At 65.5% G+C, this 17337-nt stretch carries 14 protein-coding genes; 9 read left to right on the forward strand and 5 right to left on the reverse strand.

All coding sequences use genetic code 11. The features are described from left to right. Nucleotides 1-2 precede the first annotated feature (2 nt). Together fdhD and BLV94_RS30460 are read left to right on the forward strand one after the other, a co-directional pair. A complete protein-coding gene (gene fdhD / locus BLV94_RS30455) occupies nt 3-824 on the forward strand; it encodes a formate dehydrogenase accessory sulfurtransferase FdhD (RefSeq protein ID WP_072944311.1) in 822 nt (273 codons plus the stop codon). Between the two features lie 144 nt (nt 825-968). Beyond that, nucleotides 969-1772, forward strand: a complete 804-nt coding sequence (locus tag BLV94_RS30460) for an IclR family transcriptional regulator (RefSeq protein ID WP_072944312.1) — start codon at nt 969-971, stop codon at nt 1770-1772. A 15-nt stretch (nt 1773-1787) separates the two neighbouring features. On the opposite strand, the gene BLV94_RS30465 is transcribed toward BLV94_RS30460, so the two are convergent. Continuing rightward, complete coding sequence (locus BLV94_RS30465) at nt 1788-2645, reverse strand: bifunctional methylenetetrahydrofolate dehydrogenase/methenyltetrahydrofolate cyclohydrolase (RefSeq protein ID WP_072944314.1); 858 nt, start codon at nt 2643-2645, stop codon at nt 1788-1790. 499 nt (nt 2646-3144) lie between these two features. Here BLV94_RS30465 and BLV94_RS30470 point away from each other — a divergent pair, with 499 nt between their 5' ends. From BLV94_RS30470 to BLV94_RS30500, 7 genes are all read left to right on the forward strand, one after another. Next, on the forward strand, nt 3145-3507 hold the full coding sequence (locus BLV94_RS30470; RefSeq protein ID WP_072944315.1) for a bifunctional 3-phenylpropionate/cinnamic acid dioxygenase ferredoxin subunit: 363 nt from the start codon (nt 3145-3147) through the stop codon (nt 3505-3507). Beyond that, entirely contained in the window at nt 3504-4667 is a 1164-nt protein-coding gene (locus BLV94_RS30475) for an NAD(P)/FAD-dependent oxidoreductase (protein WP_174705522.1), read from the forward strand. Before BLV94_RS30470 ends, BLV94_RS30475 begins: the two co-directional genes overlap by 4 nt. Before the next feature lie 53 nt (nt 4668-4720). Beyond that, a complete protein-coding gene (locus BLV94_RS30480; protein WP_072944317.1) occupies nt 4721-5842 on the forward strand; it encodes an aromatic ring-hydroxylating oxygenase subunit alpha in 1122 nt (373 codons plus the stop codon). A gap of 59 nt (nt 5843-5901) precedes the next feature. Then, nucleotides 5902-6957: a GTP 3',8-cyclase MoaA gene (gene moaA / locus BLV94_RS30485; protein ID WP_072944319.1), complete on the forward strand. Its 1056-nt coding sequence runs from the start codon at nt 5902-5904 to the stop codon at nt 6955-6957. Nucleotides 6958-7168: 211 nt separating this feature from the next. Then, nucleotides 7169-7594 carry a Fur family transcriptional regulator gene (locus BLV94_RS30490; protein WP_072944321.1) on the forward strand — a complete coding sequence of 142 codons (426 nt, stop codon included), beginning with the start codon at nt 7169-7171 and terminating at the stop codon, nt 7592-7594. 66 nt (nt 7595-7660) lie between these two features. Beyond that, entirely contained in the window at nt 7661-9919 is a 2259-nt protein-coding gene (gene katG, locus BLV94_RS30495) for a catalase/peroxidase HPI (protein WP_072944323.1), read from the forward strand. 551 nt (nt 9920-10470) lie between these two features. Beyond that, nucleotides 10471-12300, forward strand: coding sequence for an amino acid permease (locus tag BLV94_RS30500; protein ID WP_072944325.1), 1830 nt, complete (start codon nt 10471-10473; stop codon nt 12298-12300). Between the two features lie 592 nt (nt 12301-12892). Here BLV94_RS30500 and BLV94_RS30510 read toward each other — a convergent pair. The 4 genes from BLV94_RS30510 to glsA form a co-directional block, all read right to left on the reverse strand. Continuing rightward, a complete protein-coding gene (locus BLV94_RS30510; RefSeq protein ID WP_072944329.1) occupies nt 12893-14323 on the reverse strand; it encodes an aldehyde dehydrogenase family protein in 1431 nt (476 codons plus the stop codon). A gap of 148 nt (nt 14324-14471) precedes the next feature. Continuing rightward, nucleotides 14472-15284, reverse strand: a complete 813-nt coding sequence (locus BLV94_RS51075; RefSeq protein WP_244163692.1) for an MFS transporter — start codon at nt 15282-15284, stop codon at nt 14472-14474. 68 nt (nt 15285-15352) lie between these two features. After that, complete coding sequence (locus BLV94_RS51080; protein ID WP_244163693.1) at nt 15353-16114, reverse strand: MFS transporter; 762 nt, start codon at nt 16112-16114, stop codon at nt 15353-15355. Further along, the gene (gene glsA / locus BLV94_RS30520) at nt 16111-17124 is read right to left on the reverse strand and encodes a glutaminase A (protein ID WP_072944331.1); all 1014 of its coding nucleotides are present in this window, start codon (nt 17122-17124) and stop codon (nt 16111-16113) included. Before glsA ends, BLV94_RS51080 begins: the two co-directional genes overlap by 4 nt. Nucleotides 17125-17337 lie beyond the last annotated feature (213 nt).

Genomic DNA, 17337 nt, shown 5'->3' on the forward strand with positions numbered 1-17337 from the left:
CGGTGGGGCGGGTGACGACCCGGACCCCGGTCACCCGGATCACCGACACCCGGCACTCGACCCGGCCGGACACCGTGGTGGTGGAGGAACCCCTCGAGATCCGGGTGAACGGCACCCCGTTGGCGGTGACGATGCGGACCCCCGGCTCCGATATCGAACTCGCGCAGGGGTTTCTGCTGACCGAGGGCATCATCGCCGGCCGCGCGGACATCGCGTCGATCCGGTACTGCAACAGCGTCGACGAGCACGGCGTCAACACCTACAACGTCCTCGACGTGGATCTCGCACCCGGGGTGTTCCTGCCCGACATGGGGATCGAACGCAACTTCTACACCACCTCCTCGTGCGGGGTGTGCGGGAAGGCGTCCCTGGACGCGATCCGGCAACGCACGAAGCATTCCCCGGCGGCGGACACGGTGCGGGTCGATTCGGCCACCATCGTGGGACTGCCGGACCGGTTGCGGGCGGCGCAGAAGGTGTTCGAGACGACCGGGGGTTTGCATGCGGCGGGGTTGTTCACCCGCACGGGGGAGCTGCTCGCGGTCAGGGAGGACGTCGGCCGGCACAACGCGGTCGACAAGCTGATCGGGTGGGCCACCGAGCAGGACCGCATCCCACTGCGCGGGACGGTGCTGCTGGTGTCCGGTCGGGCGTCGTTCGAGTTGGCGCAGAAGGCGGTGATGGCCGGGATCCCGATCCTGGCGGCGGTGTCCGCGCCGTCGTCGCTGGCGATCGACCTCGCCCACGACACCGGCCTGACCCTGATCGGGTTCCTGCGCGGCACCACCATGAACCTCTACACCCACCCCGACCGCATCACCTGAGGTGAGTGGCACAGCGTGCTCCCGCACACCGCGCCACTCACCTGGGGTCAGTGAGTCGAACTGATGTTCACGCGATACTGACGGAGCGTTGGCCCTACACGGAGGGCGGCGTCGGCGCCAGTAAAACTTTCGTATAGTTGCCTCATGACCAAAGGCGACGGAGTGAGGTCGAACGACGGCGGTGTGCAGTCGGTCGACCGCGCGGTACGAGTGCTGGAGGTCCTGGCCCGCAACGGTGAGGTCGGGGTCAGTGCGATCGCCGCCGAAATCGGTGTGCACAAGTCCACGGTGTCTCGACTGCTGGGCTCCCTGGAAGAGCACGAAATGGTCACGCAAACCTATGACCGGGGAAAGTACCGCCTCAGCCTGGGGATCCTGCGCTTGGCCGCGGCAGTGCCCGAACGGCTCGAGATAACGGAGCAGGGCCACGCCGTGTGTGAACGGCTTGCCATGAAACTCGGCGAGACGGTCAACGTCGCAGTTCTGCGTTCGCATTTTGCCGTCCACCTCGATCAGGCCAGAGGGCCCGCGGCTATCGGCACGCACAACTGGATCGGCGAGCCCACCCCGCTCCATGCGACGGCAAGTGGAAAAGTTCTCCTCGCCAACCTCGATCAGCGGCAACGACACGAAATCCTGAGCTCGTCGGTGCTCGAGCAGTTCACCGATCACACGATCACCACGCTCGCTCGACTCGACGAGGAACTGGACGCGGCGCGGAGCCTCGGCTATGCCGTGGTCGTCGAAGAGTATGAAGACGGGTTGAACGCTATTGCGGCACCGATCCGGGACTACGCAGGCGGCACCACAGCAGCATTGAGCGTGTCCGGACCGGTCTACCGTTTCAGCGAAGAGCGCATGCGGGACGTGGTACCCGACGTCATTGCAGCGGCTGCAGAGATCAGTGAACGCATGGGCTTCCGGGAGTCGTACACACCCAGCGCCTGAGCTCGTCGAGGGTCCTCAGTACCCCGCGATTTCTTCGGCCATCTCGACGACATTCGTGAGCAGCATGGCCCGCGTCATCGGGCCGACGCCACCGGTTGCACCGCTGATCTTCCCGGCAACGCGGTCCACAGATGGGTGCACGTCACCGAGAATCCCCTCGACGGTGCGCGTGATGCCGACCGACAACACGGTGGCACCGGGGCTGATCCAATCCGGCTGCACCAGGTGGGCGACACCGGCCGCAGCGATCACGACGTCGGCGTTACGCGTGTGGGCGGCCGTGTCGACGGTGGCCTCGTGGCACAGGGTCACGGTCGCATGTTCGCTTCGGCGCGTCAGCATCAGACCGAGAGGCCGGCCGACGGTGACGCCACATCCGAGGACGCAGAACCGAGCGCCGGTGATCGGGACATCGTGATGGCGGAGAAGTTCGATGATTCCTCTCGGGGTGCACGGCAGCGGTCCGGCCATCCCCAGCACGAGTCGACCGAGATTCGTCGGGTGCAATCCGTCCGCATCCTTGGCGGGATCGATCAGCGCGAGGACCCGGTGGGTGTCGATGTGCTTCGGTAACGGGAGCTGGACGATGAAGCCGGTGCAGGCGCTGTCGGCGTTCAGTCGCAGGACAGCTGCCTCGATGTCGAGCTGAGACGCGGTTGCCGGCAGGCGAACCTGGATGGAGTTCAAACCGACGCGCCTGCAGTCGCGGTGTTTCGCTGCGACGTAGGCATGACTGCCGGGGTCGTCGCCGACGAGGATGGTGCCCAAGCCAGGCCGAATCCCCTGCACTTGCAGCATGGCGATTCGGTCGGCGAGATCATCCTTGATCTGCTCGCTCACGGCCTTGCCGTCGATCAACGTCGCGATTGCCATGGGATACGCCCTCTCTGGAACGCCGAAATGGTGCATGTAAGCCGATGCCGTAGGTCTGCGGTCACAGCACGGGACGGCTGACCCGAACCGGGTCTGTGCAGGATGGGGAACTGTCTGACGACAACTGATATATCAGAATGGAAGGAGTGTAGTTCACCAGGCGCGGCTGGTCAAAGGTTCTCGGCCTGCCGACGTTGATGGCGACCGGGGGCGCCGAGTGGGGGTGGATGTCTTCTCGGCGTCAGGGTCGGCCTTGCTTCGTTCGACGCCGAGCCGTCTGTCTCGGGATCTTCCGAGCGGATTGATCGAGTGATGATCCTGTGGCGCAACCTCTTCGACGGATGCGCTGCGCCGAAGCTGCTTCCCGCCCGCCCTCCGGGCAGGGCTGCGACGCGTCGGATTTCGATGGTGCATCTCCACTTGACACTGCCCTATGGCGATTGTCACACTGTTGCGTAACACACGACGTGTTTCGCATTGCACAACAGAGAGGCTTTCAATGCTCGAGGTCTGCCCACTAGCGTCCCTCCCTCGCGGTGACGCACGCCGTGTTGATGCCTCCCCGCCCATCGCGGTGTTCCACACCGACGATGGTGAGGTGTTCGCCGTCGACGACACGTGCTCGCACCAGGACGCTTCGTTGGCAGATGGCTGGCTCGAAGGCTGCGAGGTCGAGTGCCCGCTGCATGCCTCGAAGTTCAACCTTCGGACCGGGGCGGTCGATGCGCCGCCCGCGAAGCTTCCCGTGCGGACTCATGAGGTCGTGATCGAGGACGGCGTGATCTACGTCGAGCTCAGCACCGAAGCGCCCAACCTGCCACCCGACATCCGGAGCCGTCTCGACGCGGAGGGGAAAGCATGAAGAGCATTGCCATCATCGGCGCATCGCTCGCCGGTCTCTGTGCTGCGCGTGCCCTGCGCGCGCAGGGCTTCGCCGGTGAGCTGAACATCGTCGGAGCGGAGAGCAACCGGCCCTACGATCGTCCGCCGCTGTCCAAGGAGTATCTGGCCGGCGACATCGACCAGGCTTCTCTGACTCTCGAACCGGATGACGAAGACCTGCAGGCGAACTGGCTTCTCGGACTGTCCGCAACGAATTTCGATGCCGGCACCCGTAGCGTCACGCTCAGCGACGGCTCCCAGCTGAGCGCCGACGGCTTCGTCCTCGCGACCGGTTCGCGTGCGCGGCCGTGGCCAGGGACCGAGCATCTCGCCGGTGTGCACGTCCTCCGTACGATCGAGGACGCAGACCGGCTGCGCGCCGACCTCGTCTCCGGCGCCCGACTGGTGGTCATCGGTGCAGGTTTCATCGGCGCCGAGGTTGCCTCCACAGCGCGCAAGCTGGGACTGGATGTCACGGTCGTCGAAGCCGCTCCGTCACCGCTCATCGGCCCGCTCGGTCCGCAGTTGGGAACGGCTGTGGCCCGCTTCCACGGCGACAACGGCACCGCCCTCCACTGTGGTGTCGGAGTCGCAGGGTTGACCGGTACCGACCGGGTGACCGGCGTCGACCTCGCCGACGGTCGCCACGTTCCCGCTGACGTCGTCGTCGTCGGGATCGGGGGCATACCGAACATCGAATGGCTCGAGGGAAGCGGCATCGAACTCGGCAACGGTGTGCTGTGCGACCGGGGCGGCGCTACGTCGATTCCGCATGTCGTCGCGGTCGGTGACTGCGCGGCATGGATGGACGCCTCGGGCGCTCACCGTCGCGTCGAACACTGGACCGGGGCCTCGGAACGGCCGGCGATCGCGGTGTCGACTCTCCTCTCCGGCGAGTACCAGGGCCAGCATGTCAAGCCACCGTACTTCTGGTCGGACCAGTACGGCGCGCGCATCCAGTTCGCCGGAATCGCCGGACCGGACGCAGAATTCACCATCGAAGAGGGCAGCCTCGACGCGGGTAGTTTCCTCGCCGTCTATCGGCGAGACGGGAACCCGGTTGCGGTCCTCGGCGTAGATCAGGTTCGTCTCTTCACCCGCTGGCGCCGCCAAATCTCCGCTCAGCCGACCCCGATCTGAACAACCTTCTCAGCCCACGGATCCACGAGATCACACACTAAGGGAGACCCCCAGTGACAACCACGCACCTGCCTGAGAGCCTCATCTCCACGCTCCCGGGAAACTATTACACCGACAGCGACATCTTCAAGCTCGAGCAGGAGAAGGTCTTCGAGGAGATGTGGTTCTGCGCTGTGCGGGCCGCGGACCTCGACAAGCCCGGCGCATTCAAGACCGTCCAGATCGGGCGGGAAAGCGTCATCGTGACTCGATCCCGGACAGGTGAGATCCGGGCCTTCCTCAACATCTGCGCCCACCGCGGCGCCCGGCTGTGCACGGAGGAGAGCGGAGAAGTCAAGCGCTCCTTCCAGTGCCCGTACCACGCATGGACCTACGACCTCGACGGCAAGCTCGTCGCGGCACCGAACCTGACCAAGATGCCCGACATCGACCGCGTCGAGTACGGGCTGAAGAACGTGGCGGTCCAGGAATGGATCGGCTACGTCTGGCTCAACCTGGCCGACGAGCCGACGTCCTTCGACACCACCGTCGTTCAGGACATCCGCGACCGGCTCGGCGACGTGGAGTCGATCGATCGGTACGACATCGCGAACCTGGACCTCGGCCGTCGAATTGTGTACGACGTCAAGGCCAACTGGAAGCTCATCATCGAGAACTTCATGGAGTGCTACCACTGCGCGACGATCCACCCGGAACTGACCGAGGTGCTGCCCGAGTTCGCCGACGGATACGCCGCTCAGTACTACGTCGGTCACGGGGCCGAGTTCGGTGAGGGTGTCGAAGGGTTCACCGTCGACGGCTCCGCAGGCCACGACGTGATTCCCGGCATCGCCGAGGAGCAGGACCGCCGGTACTACGCGATCACCGTGCGGCCGACGGTGTTCGTCAATCTCGTGCCCGACCACGTGATCGTCCACCGGATGTTCCCGCTCGCCGCCGACCACACCATCGTCGAGTGCGACTGGCTGTATCTGCCCGAGGTGGTGGCGACCGGTAAGGACCTCGATCGCTCCGTGGAACTCTTCCATCGCGTCAACCAGCAGGACTTCGACGCCTGCGAGCGGTGCCAGCCTGCGATGGATTCGCGACGCTACCGCGACGGCGGTGTGCTCGTTCCCAGCGAGCATCACATCGGCGAGTTCCACGACTGGCTGCGCGCGAAGATCGCTCACTGACGTCGTGGTGACGAGGCCGCTCGTGGGTTCCGCTCCCTGATGAAGGGAAGGGCAGCGCGATGACGACGGTGGAGATGGGCATTCCCACGGTACGGACGCCGGCCTCTTCGGCGGGGAGGCCGGACGTCGCGCACCTGGTGGACCGCTTCGGCCGGGTGGCCAGGGACCTGCGGGTGTCGATCACCGAGAAGTGCTCGTTGCGGTGCACCTACTGCATGCCGGAGGAGGGCCTGCCCGCCATCCCGGCGGAGCGGTTGCTCACGGCGGACGAGATCGTCCGGCTCGTCGTCGTCGCCGTGCGTCGCCTCGGGGTCCGGGAAGTGCGGTTCACGGGCGGCGAGCCGCTGATGCGCGCCGACCTCGAGCGCATCGTCGCCGGCTGCGCGGCGCGGGTCCCGGGTGTCCCGCTGGCGATGACGACCAATGCGGTCGGTCTCGAGCACCGGGCACGCGGGCTCGCCGCCGCCGGTCTGACCCGCGTGAACGTCTCCCTCGACACTGTCGAGCGAGGGCAGTTCGCGAAGCTGACCAGGAGGGACCGGTTGCCTTCCGTGCTCGCCGGAATCCGCGCCGCCGTCGCCGCCGGGCTGTCGCCGGTGAAGATCAACGCCGTGCTCATGCCCGAAACGCTCGGTGGTGCACCGGATCTGCTGCAGTGGTGCCTGGACGAGGGCGTGCAGTTGCGATTCATCGAGGAGATGCCGCTCGATGCCGACCACGAGTGGGCGCGCGAGAACATGGTTCCGGCGGACCGGCTCCTCGCGGTGCTCGGTGAACGATTCGACCTCGGGGAGATCGGTCGGGACGACCCGTCGGCGCCCGCGGAGAAGTGGCGGGTGAACGGCGGTCCGTCGACGGTCGGGATCATCGCGTCGGTCTCGCGGTCGTTCTGCGCCGACTGTGACCGGACCCGGCTCACCGCCGAGGGTACCGTCCGGTCGTGTTTGTTCAGTGACTCCGAGATCGACCTGCGCGGCCCGATGCGGTCGGGCGCGGGCGACGAGGAACTGGCGCTGTTGTGGCGTGGTGCGATGTGGAACAAGTGGGTGGGGCACGGCATCGAAGCCGACGGATTCGCGCCTCCCGTGCGCAGCATGGGAGCGATCGGCGGCTGAATGGGACATATCGGTTGCGGCCGGCCTGTGTGGACCGGACAGGTGCCGGCTCAGTTATGTCATTGGGTGCCAACAGAAGCGGGCGGCGGCAATTAGTGGTACCGAACGGCACGTGTTCGAGAGGCTTTCTCGTACTGCTCGAGTTCCGCCATCCAGCAAAGATTTTCACAAACTCTTGACTCGTTCCAGATTTGTAGGCAATAGTAGGAGAGTGTCCGTGACATCGAAGTACGCAGAACAGTTGCGTGAGGCTGAACTGCGCGTGACCCGGCCCAGGGTCGCGGTACTGGAAGCGGTACAGGCGAATCCGCACGCTGACACGGAGACGATTCTCGGAGAGGTGCGCTCGGTTCTGCCGGGTGTGTCCCGGCAGTCGGTGTACGGCATACTGCACGCGGCGACTGCTGCCGGCCTGGTACGGCGGATTCAGCCATCGGGTTTGGTGGCGCGCTACGAGTCGCGGGTCGGTGACAACCACCATCATGCCGTCTGCCGGTCCTGCGGAGCCATCGCAGACATCGACTGCAGTATCGGCGAGACCCCGTGCCTGAACCTGTCGCTGGGGTACGGATTCCTGGTCGACGAGGCCGAGGTCATCTTCTGGGGACTGTGCCCCGACTGCTCGCCTCACAACTAACCCCACACTTTCACACGCACACGTGAAACAGCCCAGCCCGAAACAGCCCCTTGTGAAAGGAAAGTCGTGTCTGACTCCACCCAAACTCTCGCGGAAGAACACCCGCCGATCGCCGAGGCTCAGACCGAGCCCGCACAGAGTGGCGGTTGCCCCGTCGCACACGGCCGGCTCGCGCATCCCACCCGGGGTGGTGGAAACCGTGACTGGTGGCCGAACCAGCTCAACCTGAAGATCCTGCAGAAGAACCCCGCCGTGCGCAATCCCATGGACGAGGATTTCGACTACGCCGAGGAATTCGCGGGCGTCGACCTCGAGGCCCTGAAGCGGGACATCGAAGAGGTCATGACGACCTCGCAGGACTGGTGGCCCGCCGACTACGGACACTACGGACCGCTGTTCATCCGGATGGCGTGGCACGCCGCGGGCACGTACCGCATCACCGACGGCCGCGGTGGTGCCGGCGGCGGGATGCAGCGCTTCGCGCCGCTGAACAGCTGGCCCGACAACGCGAACCTGGACAAGGCGCGCCTGCTGCTGTGGCCGGTGAAGAAGAAGTACGGCAAGACCGTGTCGTGGGCCGACCTGATCGTCTTCGCCGGCAACGTCGCGCTCGAGTCGATGGGCTTTACGACCTTCGGTTTCGGCGGCGGCCGTGTCGATCAGTGGGAGCCCGAGGAAGACGTCTACTGGGGTCCGGAGCTGACCTGGCTCGGAGACGAGCGCTACACCGGAGAGCGGGACCTCGACAAGCCGCTCGGTGCGGTCCAGATGGGTCTGATCTACGTCAACCCCGAAGGACCGAACGGCAACCCGGATCCCGTCGCGGCAGCACGGGACATCCGAGAGACGTTCGGCCGCATGGCGATGGACGACGTGGAGACGGCCGCGCTGATCGTCGGCGGTCACACCTTCGGCAAGACGCACGGTGCCGGCCCGGCCGATCTGGTCGGACCCGAGCCGGAGGCCGCTCCGCTCGAGGAGCAGGGTCTGGGCTGGAAGAGCGCGTTCGGCACGGGTAAGGGTGGCGACACGATCACCAGCGGCCTCGAAGGCGCCTGGACGCCGACCCCGGCGCAGTGGGACAACAGCTTCCTCGAGACCCTCTACGGCTACGAGTGGGAGCTGTCCAAGAGCCCCGCCGGTGCGTACCAGTGGATCCCGAAGGACGGCGCCGGAGCCGGCACCGTGCCCGACGCCCACGATTCGTCGAAGACGCACGTGCCGGTCATGTTGACGACGGACCTGTCGCTGCGGATCGATCCGGCCTACGAGAAGATCACCCGCAACTGGCTCGAGAACCCGGATCAGCTCGCCGACGACTTCGCCAAGGCCTGGTACAAGCTGACCCACCGTGACATGGGGCCGATCGTGCGCTACCTCGGCCCGCTGGTGCCGGAGGAGACGCTGCTGTGGCAGGATCCGATCCCCGCGCTCACCCATGAGCTGATCGACGCCGGCGACATCGCGACCCTGAAGAGCCGGATTCTCGAGTCCGGACTGACTGTCGCAGAGTTGATTTCGACCGCGTGGGCGTCGGCCTCGTCGTTCCGTAACAGCGACAAGCGTGGCGGTGCCAACGGCGGCCGGATCCGCCTCGAGCCGCAGGCGAGCTGGGAGGTCAACAACCCGGACGAGCTGGCCCAGGTGGTGCGGACCCTCGAAGGCATCCAGAAGTCCTTCAACTCGGCACAGACCGGGAACAAGCAGGTCTCGTTCGCCGACCTCGTCGTGCTCGGTGGTGCTGCTGCTGTCGAGCAGGCCGCGAAGAATGCCGGCTACGACGTGGAGGTGCCGTTCACGCCCGGTCGCACGGACGCGACGCAGGAGCAGACCGATGTGGAGTCCTTCGCCGCGCTCGAACCGGCGGCGGACGGTTTCCGCAACTACCTCGGCGAGGGCAACCGCCTGCCGGCGGAGTTCCTCCTGGTCGACAAGGCGAACCTGCTGAACCTGAGCGCACCCGAACTCACGGTTCTCGTCGGTGGCCTGCGGGTGCTGGGCGCGAACTACAACACCACGTCGGAAGAGGGTGTCTTCACCTCGAACCCCGGCGCGCTGACCAACGACTTCTTCGCGAACCTGATCGACCTGGGGACGACGTGGGCGCCGGCGTCCTCGGGTTCCGAGATCTACGAGGGTCGGGACCGCGTCAGCGGTGAGGTCAAGTGGACCGGAACCCGCGTCGACCTGGTGTTCGGGTCGAACTCGGAGTTGCGCGCCCTCGCCGAGGTCTACGCGGCCGACGACGCGAAGCAGAAGTTCGTGCGCGACTTCGTGTCCGCGTGGGACAAGGTGATGAACCTCGACCGGTTCGAACTCGTCTGATCCTCGACGAGTCTGCGCGGCACCCCTGCGGGAGCTCACCCCTGCAGGGGTGTCGCGCTTTTCGTCTCACCTTTCGCAGTGCCGACGGCTGACGGTCGGTACGCCGGGCCTTCGATGCCCCACCGCAGTGCGTCCGCGCACCGCAGACGTGCCCGAGGCGTGCCGCTGCGGAGTCCGCCACTGCGGAGTTCAGTGCTGCAGAGTTCAATTCGGTGATCGCGAGTCCGGGCTGTCGCCCGCCCCCCCCTCGCTGCCCAGCGCGCGTGTGTCCCGTCCACGTCGTACCGATCAGCCCGGCCCGACGGCCGCAGCGTGGTCGATCTTCCTCTGCTGATGACGAACTGATGAGAACGCCATCTCAGCTCTTGACATACACCCGACAGGTGAGTGTTATATCAGTTATATATCAAGAGCCGGCATCTGCCGGTGCGTTACCGCCAACGGAGGTTCACCATGTTCCGGAGATCGTGTGCACCAGCCAAGGAAGGCCTGAGGGGGACCGCACGCGCAATATTCCGCAGCGACCCTCGGTGTAGTACTGGAGGTTTGCGATGAGTGGTGTTCCCGGCAAGTTGGAGAAGGGGCTCAACGACCGTCAGCTGAGGATGATCGCCATCGGCGGCGTCATCGGCGCAGGATTGTTCGTCGGTTCAGGCGTGGCCATTCGAGACATCGGACCGGCGGCCTTCATCGCATACGCGATCAGCGGGGCCGTCGTCATCATGGTGATGCGGATGCTCGCGGAGATGGCTGTCGCCAACCCCTCGACGGGGTCGTTCGCCGATTATTCCCGCCGGGCGCTGGGGGACTGGGCAGGGTTCTCGGTCGGATGGCTCTATTGGTACTTCTGGGTGATCATCGTCGGGTTCGAGGCAATCGCCGGCGCGAAGATCGTCCAGTACTGGCTGCCGGGCGTACCGCTCTGGCTGTGCGCCCTGGTGCTGCTGATCGCCATGACGGCGACCAACCTCTTCTCGGTGTCCTCCTTCGGTGAGTTCGAATTCTGGTTCGCCGGCATCAAGGTCGCCGCGATCATCGTGTTCCTCGCTCTCGGAAGCGCATTCGTGTTCGGGCTGTGGCCCGGGAAGTCGATGGACTTCTCCAACCTCACCAGCCACGGTGGCCTCATGCCCTACGGGGCCGCGGCGATCACCGCCGGTATCGTCACCGTCATCTTCTCGATGACCGGCGCCGAGGTCGCGACCATCGCGGCCGCCGAATCGCAAGATCCCGAGCGGGCCGTGGCCAAGGCCGCCAACTCTGTCATCATCCGTATCGCGATCTTTTTCGTTACCTCGGTCTTCCTGCTGGCGACGATTCTGCCGTGGAACGACGAGAGCGTCTCCGTGTCCCCGTTCGTCGCCGCATTCACCGAGATGGGGATTCCCTACGCCGACCACATCATGAACGCCGTGGTGCTGACGGCCGTGCTGAGTTGCCTCAATTCAGGGATGTACACCGCATCGCGCATGCTGTTCGTGCTGGCAGCCCGACGCGAAGCCCCTGCGAAGTTGGTGAACGTGACGCGACGTGGGGTACCCGCCGTCGCGATCCTCGCCTCCTCGGTGGTCGGTTTCCTGTGTGTCGTCGCCGCAGCGATATCGCCCGAAACGGTCTTCGCGTTCCTGCTGAACTCGAGTGGTGCGGTCATTCTCTTCGTGTACGCCCTGATCGGCGTATCGCAGATCATCCTGAGGTTCCGGTCCGGATCGTCGCACCTGCGGGTTCGGATGTGGCTGTTCCCGGTACTGTCCATCGTCACCGTCCTGGCAATCCTGGGCGTTCTGCTTCAGATGTACCTGCAGAAGGAATCGCGGTCACAACTCGTACTGAGCCTGCTGTCGTGGGCTGTCGTCGTCGGCTTCTACTTCCTCAACAAGTGGTATGTCGCACGTCGCCCGGTGGCAGAGGAAGTGGTCGGGACAGCGCGGCCGCATCGAGTGCTGGTGATGGCCAACGAGACTGCGAACTCCGCGGAACTGTTGGACGAGTTGCGCCGGATCGGCGCCGACCGCGAGGCCAAGTACTTCGTCACCGTGCCCGAGAGTCCGATCGAGACCGGAGTCGCCGCAACGCACGGTCCGCTCGACGTACGAGCGGCAACACAATCGGCGGCGCAGAGCCGGTTGGACTACACACTCACCACACTGCGTGCCGACGATCTCGACGTCGACGGTGCACTGGGTGATTACCGCCCGCTGCGCGCGCTCGCGGAGTCCGTGGACGACTTTCATCCCGATCGAATCGTGATCGCGACACTGCCGCCGGACGAGTCGATTTGGCATCGTTTCGATGTGGTCGATCGGGCACGGGCCGAACACCCGGCAGTCCCGGTGACCCATGTGGTGGCCACGCCGGTGAGACAAGAAGAGAATGCGTAGTGACGATCATCGCCGCTGCGGTCATCGAGCGCGGACTGCCTTCGGGGCAATCGCGCCACGCGGCTGTGCCCCGCGTTCCACGCAGGTACCGGTGATGATCGTTCCCCGGCGCGGCGCCCCCACCAGGTAAGGCGGTCAGCGCACCATCTCGCTACGGATGGCGTCCTGGACCTTCCCCGAGTTGCGGCGATGCTGCCCGCCATCTCGGCGAGATCTGCGCTTCGGTTGAGCGACTCGGTGTGTTGCGACAGCTCCTCGAGTTGTCGCAACACGTCCGGGCCGGCGACGACCTTCGCCTGGCTGAGCAGGCCGTCCAATTCTTCGGTGTCGATCGACTCCACCTCGGCAGCGGGATTCGGCGCCCCCGCGTGTGCTTGTGTTGCGAGGCGAGCCGTCGCTCCCAGCAACTCGGCATAGATGGCGAGCCGCAGTTTCATGAGCTGGTCTTTCCTCGCATTCTTGCTGCGTAGTCGTTCCGCGATCCACGGTGAGACGGCCGTGCCGATTATCCCGGCGATGCCCATCCACATAATCGGATTCACGATCCGTCCCTCCAGTACAGCAGTCGTGCAGAAATGCGGAACGCTCCCGCTCAGTTCTCGTTGTCGCCGAAGATGGCTTTGGCTTCGAGGTATTCGGCGAGGCCGAATTTGCCGAACTCGCGGCCGTTGCCTGATTGTTTGTAGCCGCCGAAGGGCGCATCGAACGCCAGCGGTGCTCCGTTGAGGTGGACCATTCCGGTCCGCAGCTTCCGGGCGACGTTCCGTGCGCGCTGTGGGTCGCGCGAGGAGACCATTCCGGAGAGCCCGTACGTGGTGTCGTTCGCGATGCGGATTGCGTCGGCTTCGTCCTCGTAGCCGATCAGCATCATGACGGGGCCGAAGATCTCCTCTCGTGCGATGGTCATATCGTTCGTGACGTTCGCAAAGACGGTGGGCCGGACGAAGTATCCGGCGGAGAGTCCGGCCGGACGGCCGACACCGCCTGCGACGAGTGTGCCGCCCTCGTCGATGCCCGTCTGGATCAGACGCTGGACCTTGTCGAATTGTGCTTGTGACACAAGGGGACCCACGGTGGTCCCGTCGGCGTCGGGAGGCCCGACGACGATCTTCTCGGCAGCCGCCTTCGCGATCGCGCAGGCTTCGTCCATGCGGTCCGACGGGACGAGGATACGAGAGCCGGCGTTGCAGGACTGGCCCGCGTTGACGACCACGCCCATCACGTCCCGGGTGATGACTTCGTCGAAGTCCGCGTCGACCAGCACGATGTTCGCCGACTTGCCGCCGAGTTCCTGCGCAACGCGTTTCACGGTCGGTGCAGCATTCCGCGCGACCTCGACACCGGCACGGGTCGATCCGGTGAACGACACCATGTCGACGTCCGGGTGCCTCGACAGGGCGGCTCCGACCGTAGGTCCGTCACCGTGAACAAGGTTGAACACCCCGGCCGGGACACCCGCTTCGTGAAGTATCTCGGCGAAGATGATCGCATTGAGCGGCGCGATCTCGGACGGCTTCAGCACCATCGTGCAGCCGGCGGCCAGCGCGGGCGCGACTTTCGCGGCGATCTGATTGACGGGCCAATTCCACGGTGTGATGAACGCGCACACGCCGACCGGTTCGTGCACGACGGTCGTGGTGCCGATCTTCTCCTCGAATTCGAACCTGCGGAGCGCATCGAGGGCGGCGGCAAGGTGTGCCATGCCGCACGGTGCCTGAGCGGTCGCGGCGAGCCCGGCAGGTGCGCCCATCTCCTGGGTGATGGTCGTGGCAAGGTCGTTCATTCGCCGCCCGTAAACCTCGATGACTCTGCTCAGCAACTCGATTCGGTCGGCACGTGTCGTCGACGCGTAACTGTCGAAGGCTGTGCGCGCGGCCGTGACGGCTCGATCGACGTCCTTCTCGTCGCCCAGCGCAATGGTGGTGATGGCCATTTCCGTCGCAGGGTTGACGACGTCGAGCGTGTCGGTGCCGATCGGCTCGACCCACTCGCCGTCGATGTAGAACTTCCGGGTGTTCTGCATGGTGCTCCCTCGTTGTCCGCCGTCCGGGTGTTCGCGGCATGTGACAACAATGGCTTCTCGCCGCTCGGACGTCTGTCCGCCGACGGGGCCTTCTCCGGGGTGAATGCGTTGTCCTCCGATCGGGGGACAACCCCGTTGCCGGGTGGGTCTAGTCCTCGTGGGGGGAGGGGTCGGGGATCTCGTCCTTGCGGTAGTTCGGGAGCCGGCTCGCGGGCACCATGGCGATCGCGCTGAGCCCTGCCAGGGTGAGCAACCCGATCTTGAGGGCGTCGAGGCGGGCGTCGATATTGATCTGCACGGCGGCGTCGACCTGCACGTCGGAGGCGGTGGTGGCGTCGAGAATCTCCTCGAGGCGGTCGTTGCTGATGAAGTTGATGTTGTCGAGGTCGACCTGTGCAACGAGGTCTTCGGGTAGGTCGACGTGGCCGGCCACTGCCTGCCCGACGCCGATCGACAGCAGCGTCACCAGGAGCGCGCCGGCGAAGGCCGTGCCGACGGCGGATGCGAGGTTCTGGGTGGTGCCGCGTACCGACCCGACGTCGCCCGCCAGTTCCTTCGGGGCAGCCGTGACCAGCACGTTGAAGACGAGGGTGACGAGGGCGCCCTGTCCGATGCCGAAGACGATGAGCCCGAGGATGGTCGGGACGGTCTCCCAGTTGTTGGTCACCACGAACGAGAGCCAGATCAAGGCACCGGTGGTCAGTGCGAAGGAGAAGCGTGCGATGACGCGGGGGCTGAACCGGCCGTAGAAGCGGACGACGAGCATGGCGGTGACGAACACGGTGATGTTGAACGGCATCATCGCCAGCGAGGTGTCGAACGGGGTGCGGCCCTGGACGATTTGAATGTAGAGGGGCACGGTGAAGTTCAGGGCCGCTTCGAGTGCGACGACCACGAACATCGCATACACGGCCGCGCGCTCGGTGGGCGCCGACACCACCTCGAGACTGATCAGGGGCACTCGGCCACTGTCGGCGCGCCGTCTGGTCCAGACGAAAAACGCCTGCCCGAGGATGATTCCCAGCACGATCAGCCCGGGGCGCCGGAGACGCCGAGCACGCTGAAGGGCGCGTTGGGGGATGCCGTCAGCAGACCCCACGAGTTCAGATTGTTGAAACCCAGCGTCAGCGACACGACGGCGATACCGATGATGAATGCGCCGACGATATCGATGCTGATGGCGTCGTTGCCGCGATCGGAGCGAAGCGTGAAGCTCAGCAGGAACACCGCGACGGCGACGACGATGAGGATGGCGAAGACGGGCCGCCAGCCGACGAGAGTTCCCAGTGCGCCACCGATCAGGAACGCGGACAGTCCGGAGAACGCACGTGCCGATCCGAGTGATCCGATCGCGGTGGCCTGCTGGGTGTCACGATAGTTCTCGGCGATGAGGGCGACGAGGGCGGGCACGATGATCGCGGCCGAGGCCCCTGCGAGCGCTTGCGCGGCGATCACCCAGCCGATACTCGGTGCGAGAACCATCATCAGTTCCGCGACAGCGAACACGGCGACCATGATGCGGAAGATCAGCACCCAGCCGACTCGCTGTCCCAGCTTCGCACCCACCATCACCAGCGCCGCGACCACCAGGCCGTAGGTGACGATCGCGGTGCTCACCGTCGTCGGGGGCACGCCGAAATCCTCGACCATGCCACCCAGCGAGACCGGCAGTGCCGCGACGTTGAACGACATGAGCACCTGCGCCAGGGCGAGTCCGATCATCGGACGCCACGACGCCTTCACCTGCTCGCCGGGATCATGCGGGCGGGACGTATCGGCGGGGATCGTCATGCTGACCTGCTTTCACGCGGAGGGTGGGGCCCGGACGCGAAGACGTTCAATCCGAGAGTCCGGGACAGGTAGGCAGTTGCCCGCTGCCCCCGAACGCTGTTGCCCGCGGAATCGAGCCGCGGGGAGAAGGTGGCCAGTCCGGCCTTGCCCGGGGCGATCGTGACGATGCCGCCGGACACGCCGCTCTTGCCGGGCACGCCGATCTCGAACAGCCATTCCCCGGAACGTTCGTAGAACCCGGTGGCGGCCAGCACCGACAGCGTGTCGCGGCAGATCGACTCGTCGACGACGCGTTCTCCCGTCACCGGGTTGACGCCGCCGTCGGCGAGAGTCGCGCCCATGATTGCGAGATCCCGGGTGTTCACCCGGAGTGAGCATTGTTTGGTGTAGACGTCGACGGCGTCCAACGGGTCGACGTCCAGGCGGCCGTAGCTCTCCAGAAGCTGGGCGATCCCGCGGTTGCGCAGGTTCGTCGCCGCCTCCGATTCGTACACGGTGACGTCGAGCGTCAACCGGCGCCCGGCGAAGCGGGAGAGACCGTCCTGGACGAACTCCCACTTCGCGGTGGGAGTGACCCCGGGAACGAGTGCGGTCGTGGCGATGGCGCCCGCGTTGACCATGGGATTCATCGGATGGCCGTCGTTGAGTTCGAGGGCCACGACGGAATTGAACGCCAGGCCGGTGTTGTTCACCCCGATCCGTACGCCCACCACCTCGTGGCCGATCTCCTGGCAGACGAGCGCGTACGTGAAGGCCTTGGAAATGGACTGGATCGAGAACTCGTGCACCGCGTCGCCGACGGCGTGCACACCCCCGTCGACCTCGGCGACGCAGATCCCGAACAGGTCGGGGTCGACTGCCGCGAGAATCGGGATGTAATCCGCCACGACACCGTCGGTGGCGGCGGCAGATCGCTCGTACGCGCCGTGCAGAAGCGACTCCACGTCGTCCCAGCCGGGCAGAGCTCCGGTCGAGACCCGTTCCGGCACCCCGGTCACGTCCAACTCCATCGAACCCCACCTCCGTCCTGACATTCTCACGCCGGAACACGTTCTTGTCCGGATAAGGACGGACACTGGTGGGCTTTCGACGATCACGCCACCGCTGCAGCATCCGCGCCATCGATACCGTTCAGGTATCGAAAGATCCCAAACAAGTGTTGGACTTGAATCGAAAGCGCTCCTAGCCTTGTGAACACAGCGCACCGACAGTGACGCGATTGC

It is taken from the genome of Rhodococcus koreensis (assembly GCF_900105905.1).
Taxonomy (GTDB): Bacteria; Actinomycetota; Actinomycetes; order Mycobacteriales; family Mycobacteriaceae; genus Rhodococcus_F; species Rhodococcus_F koreensis.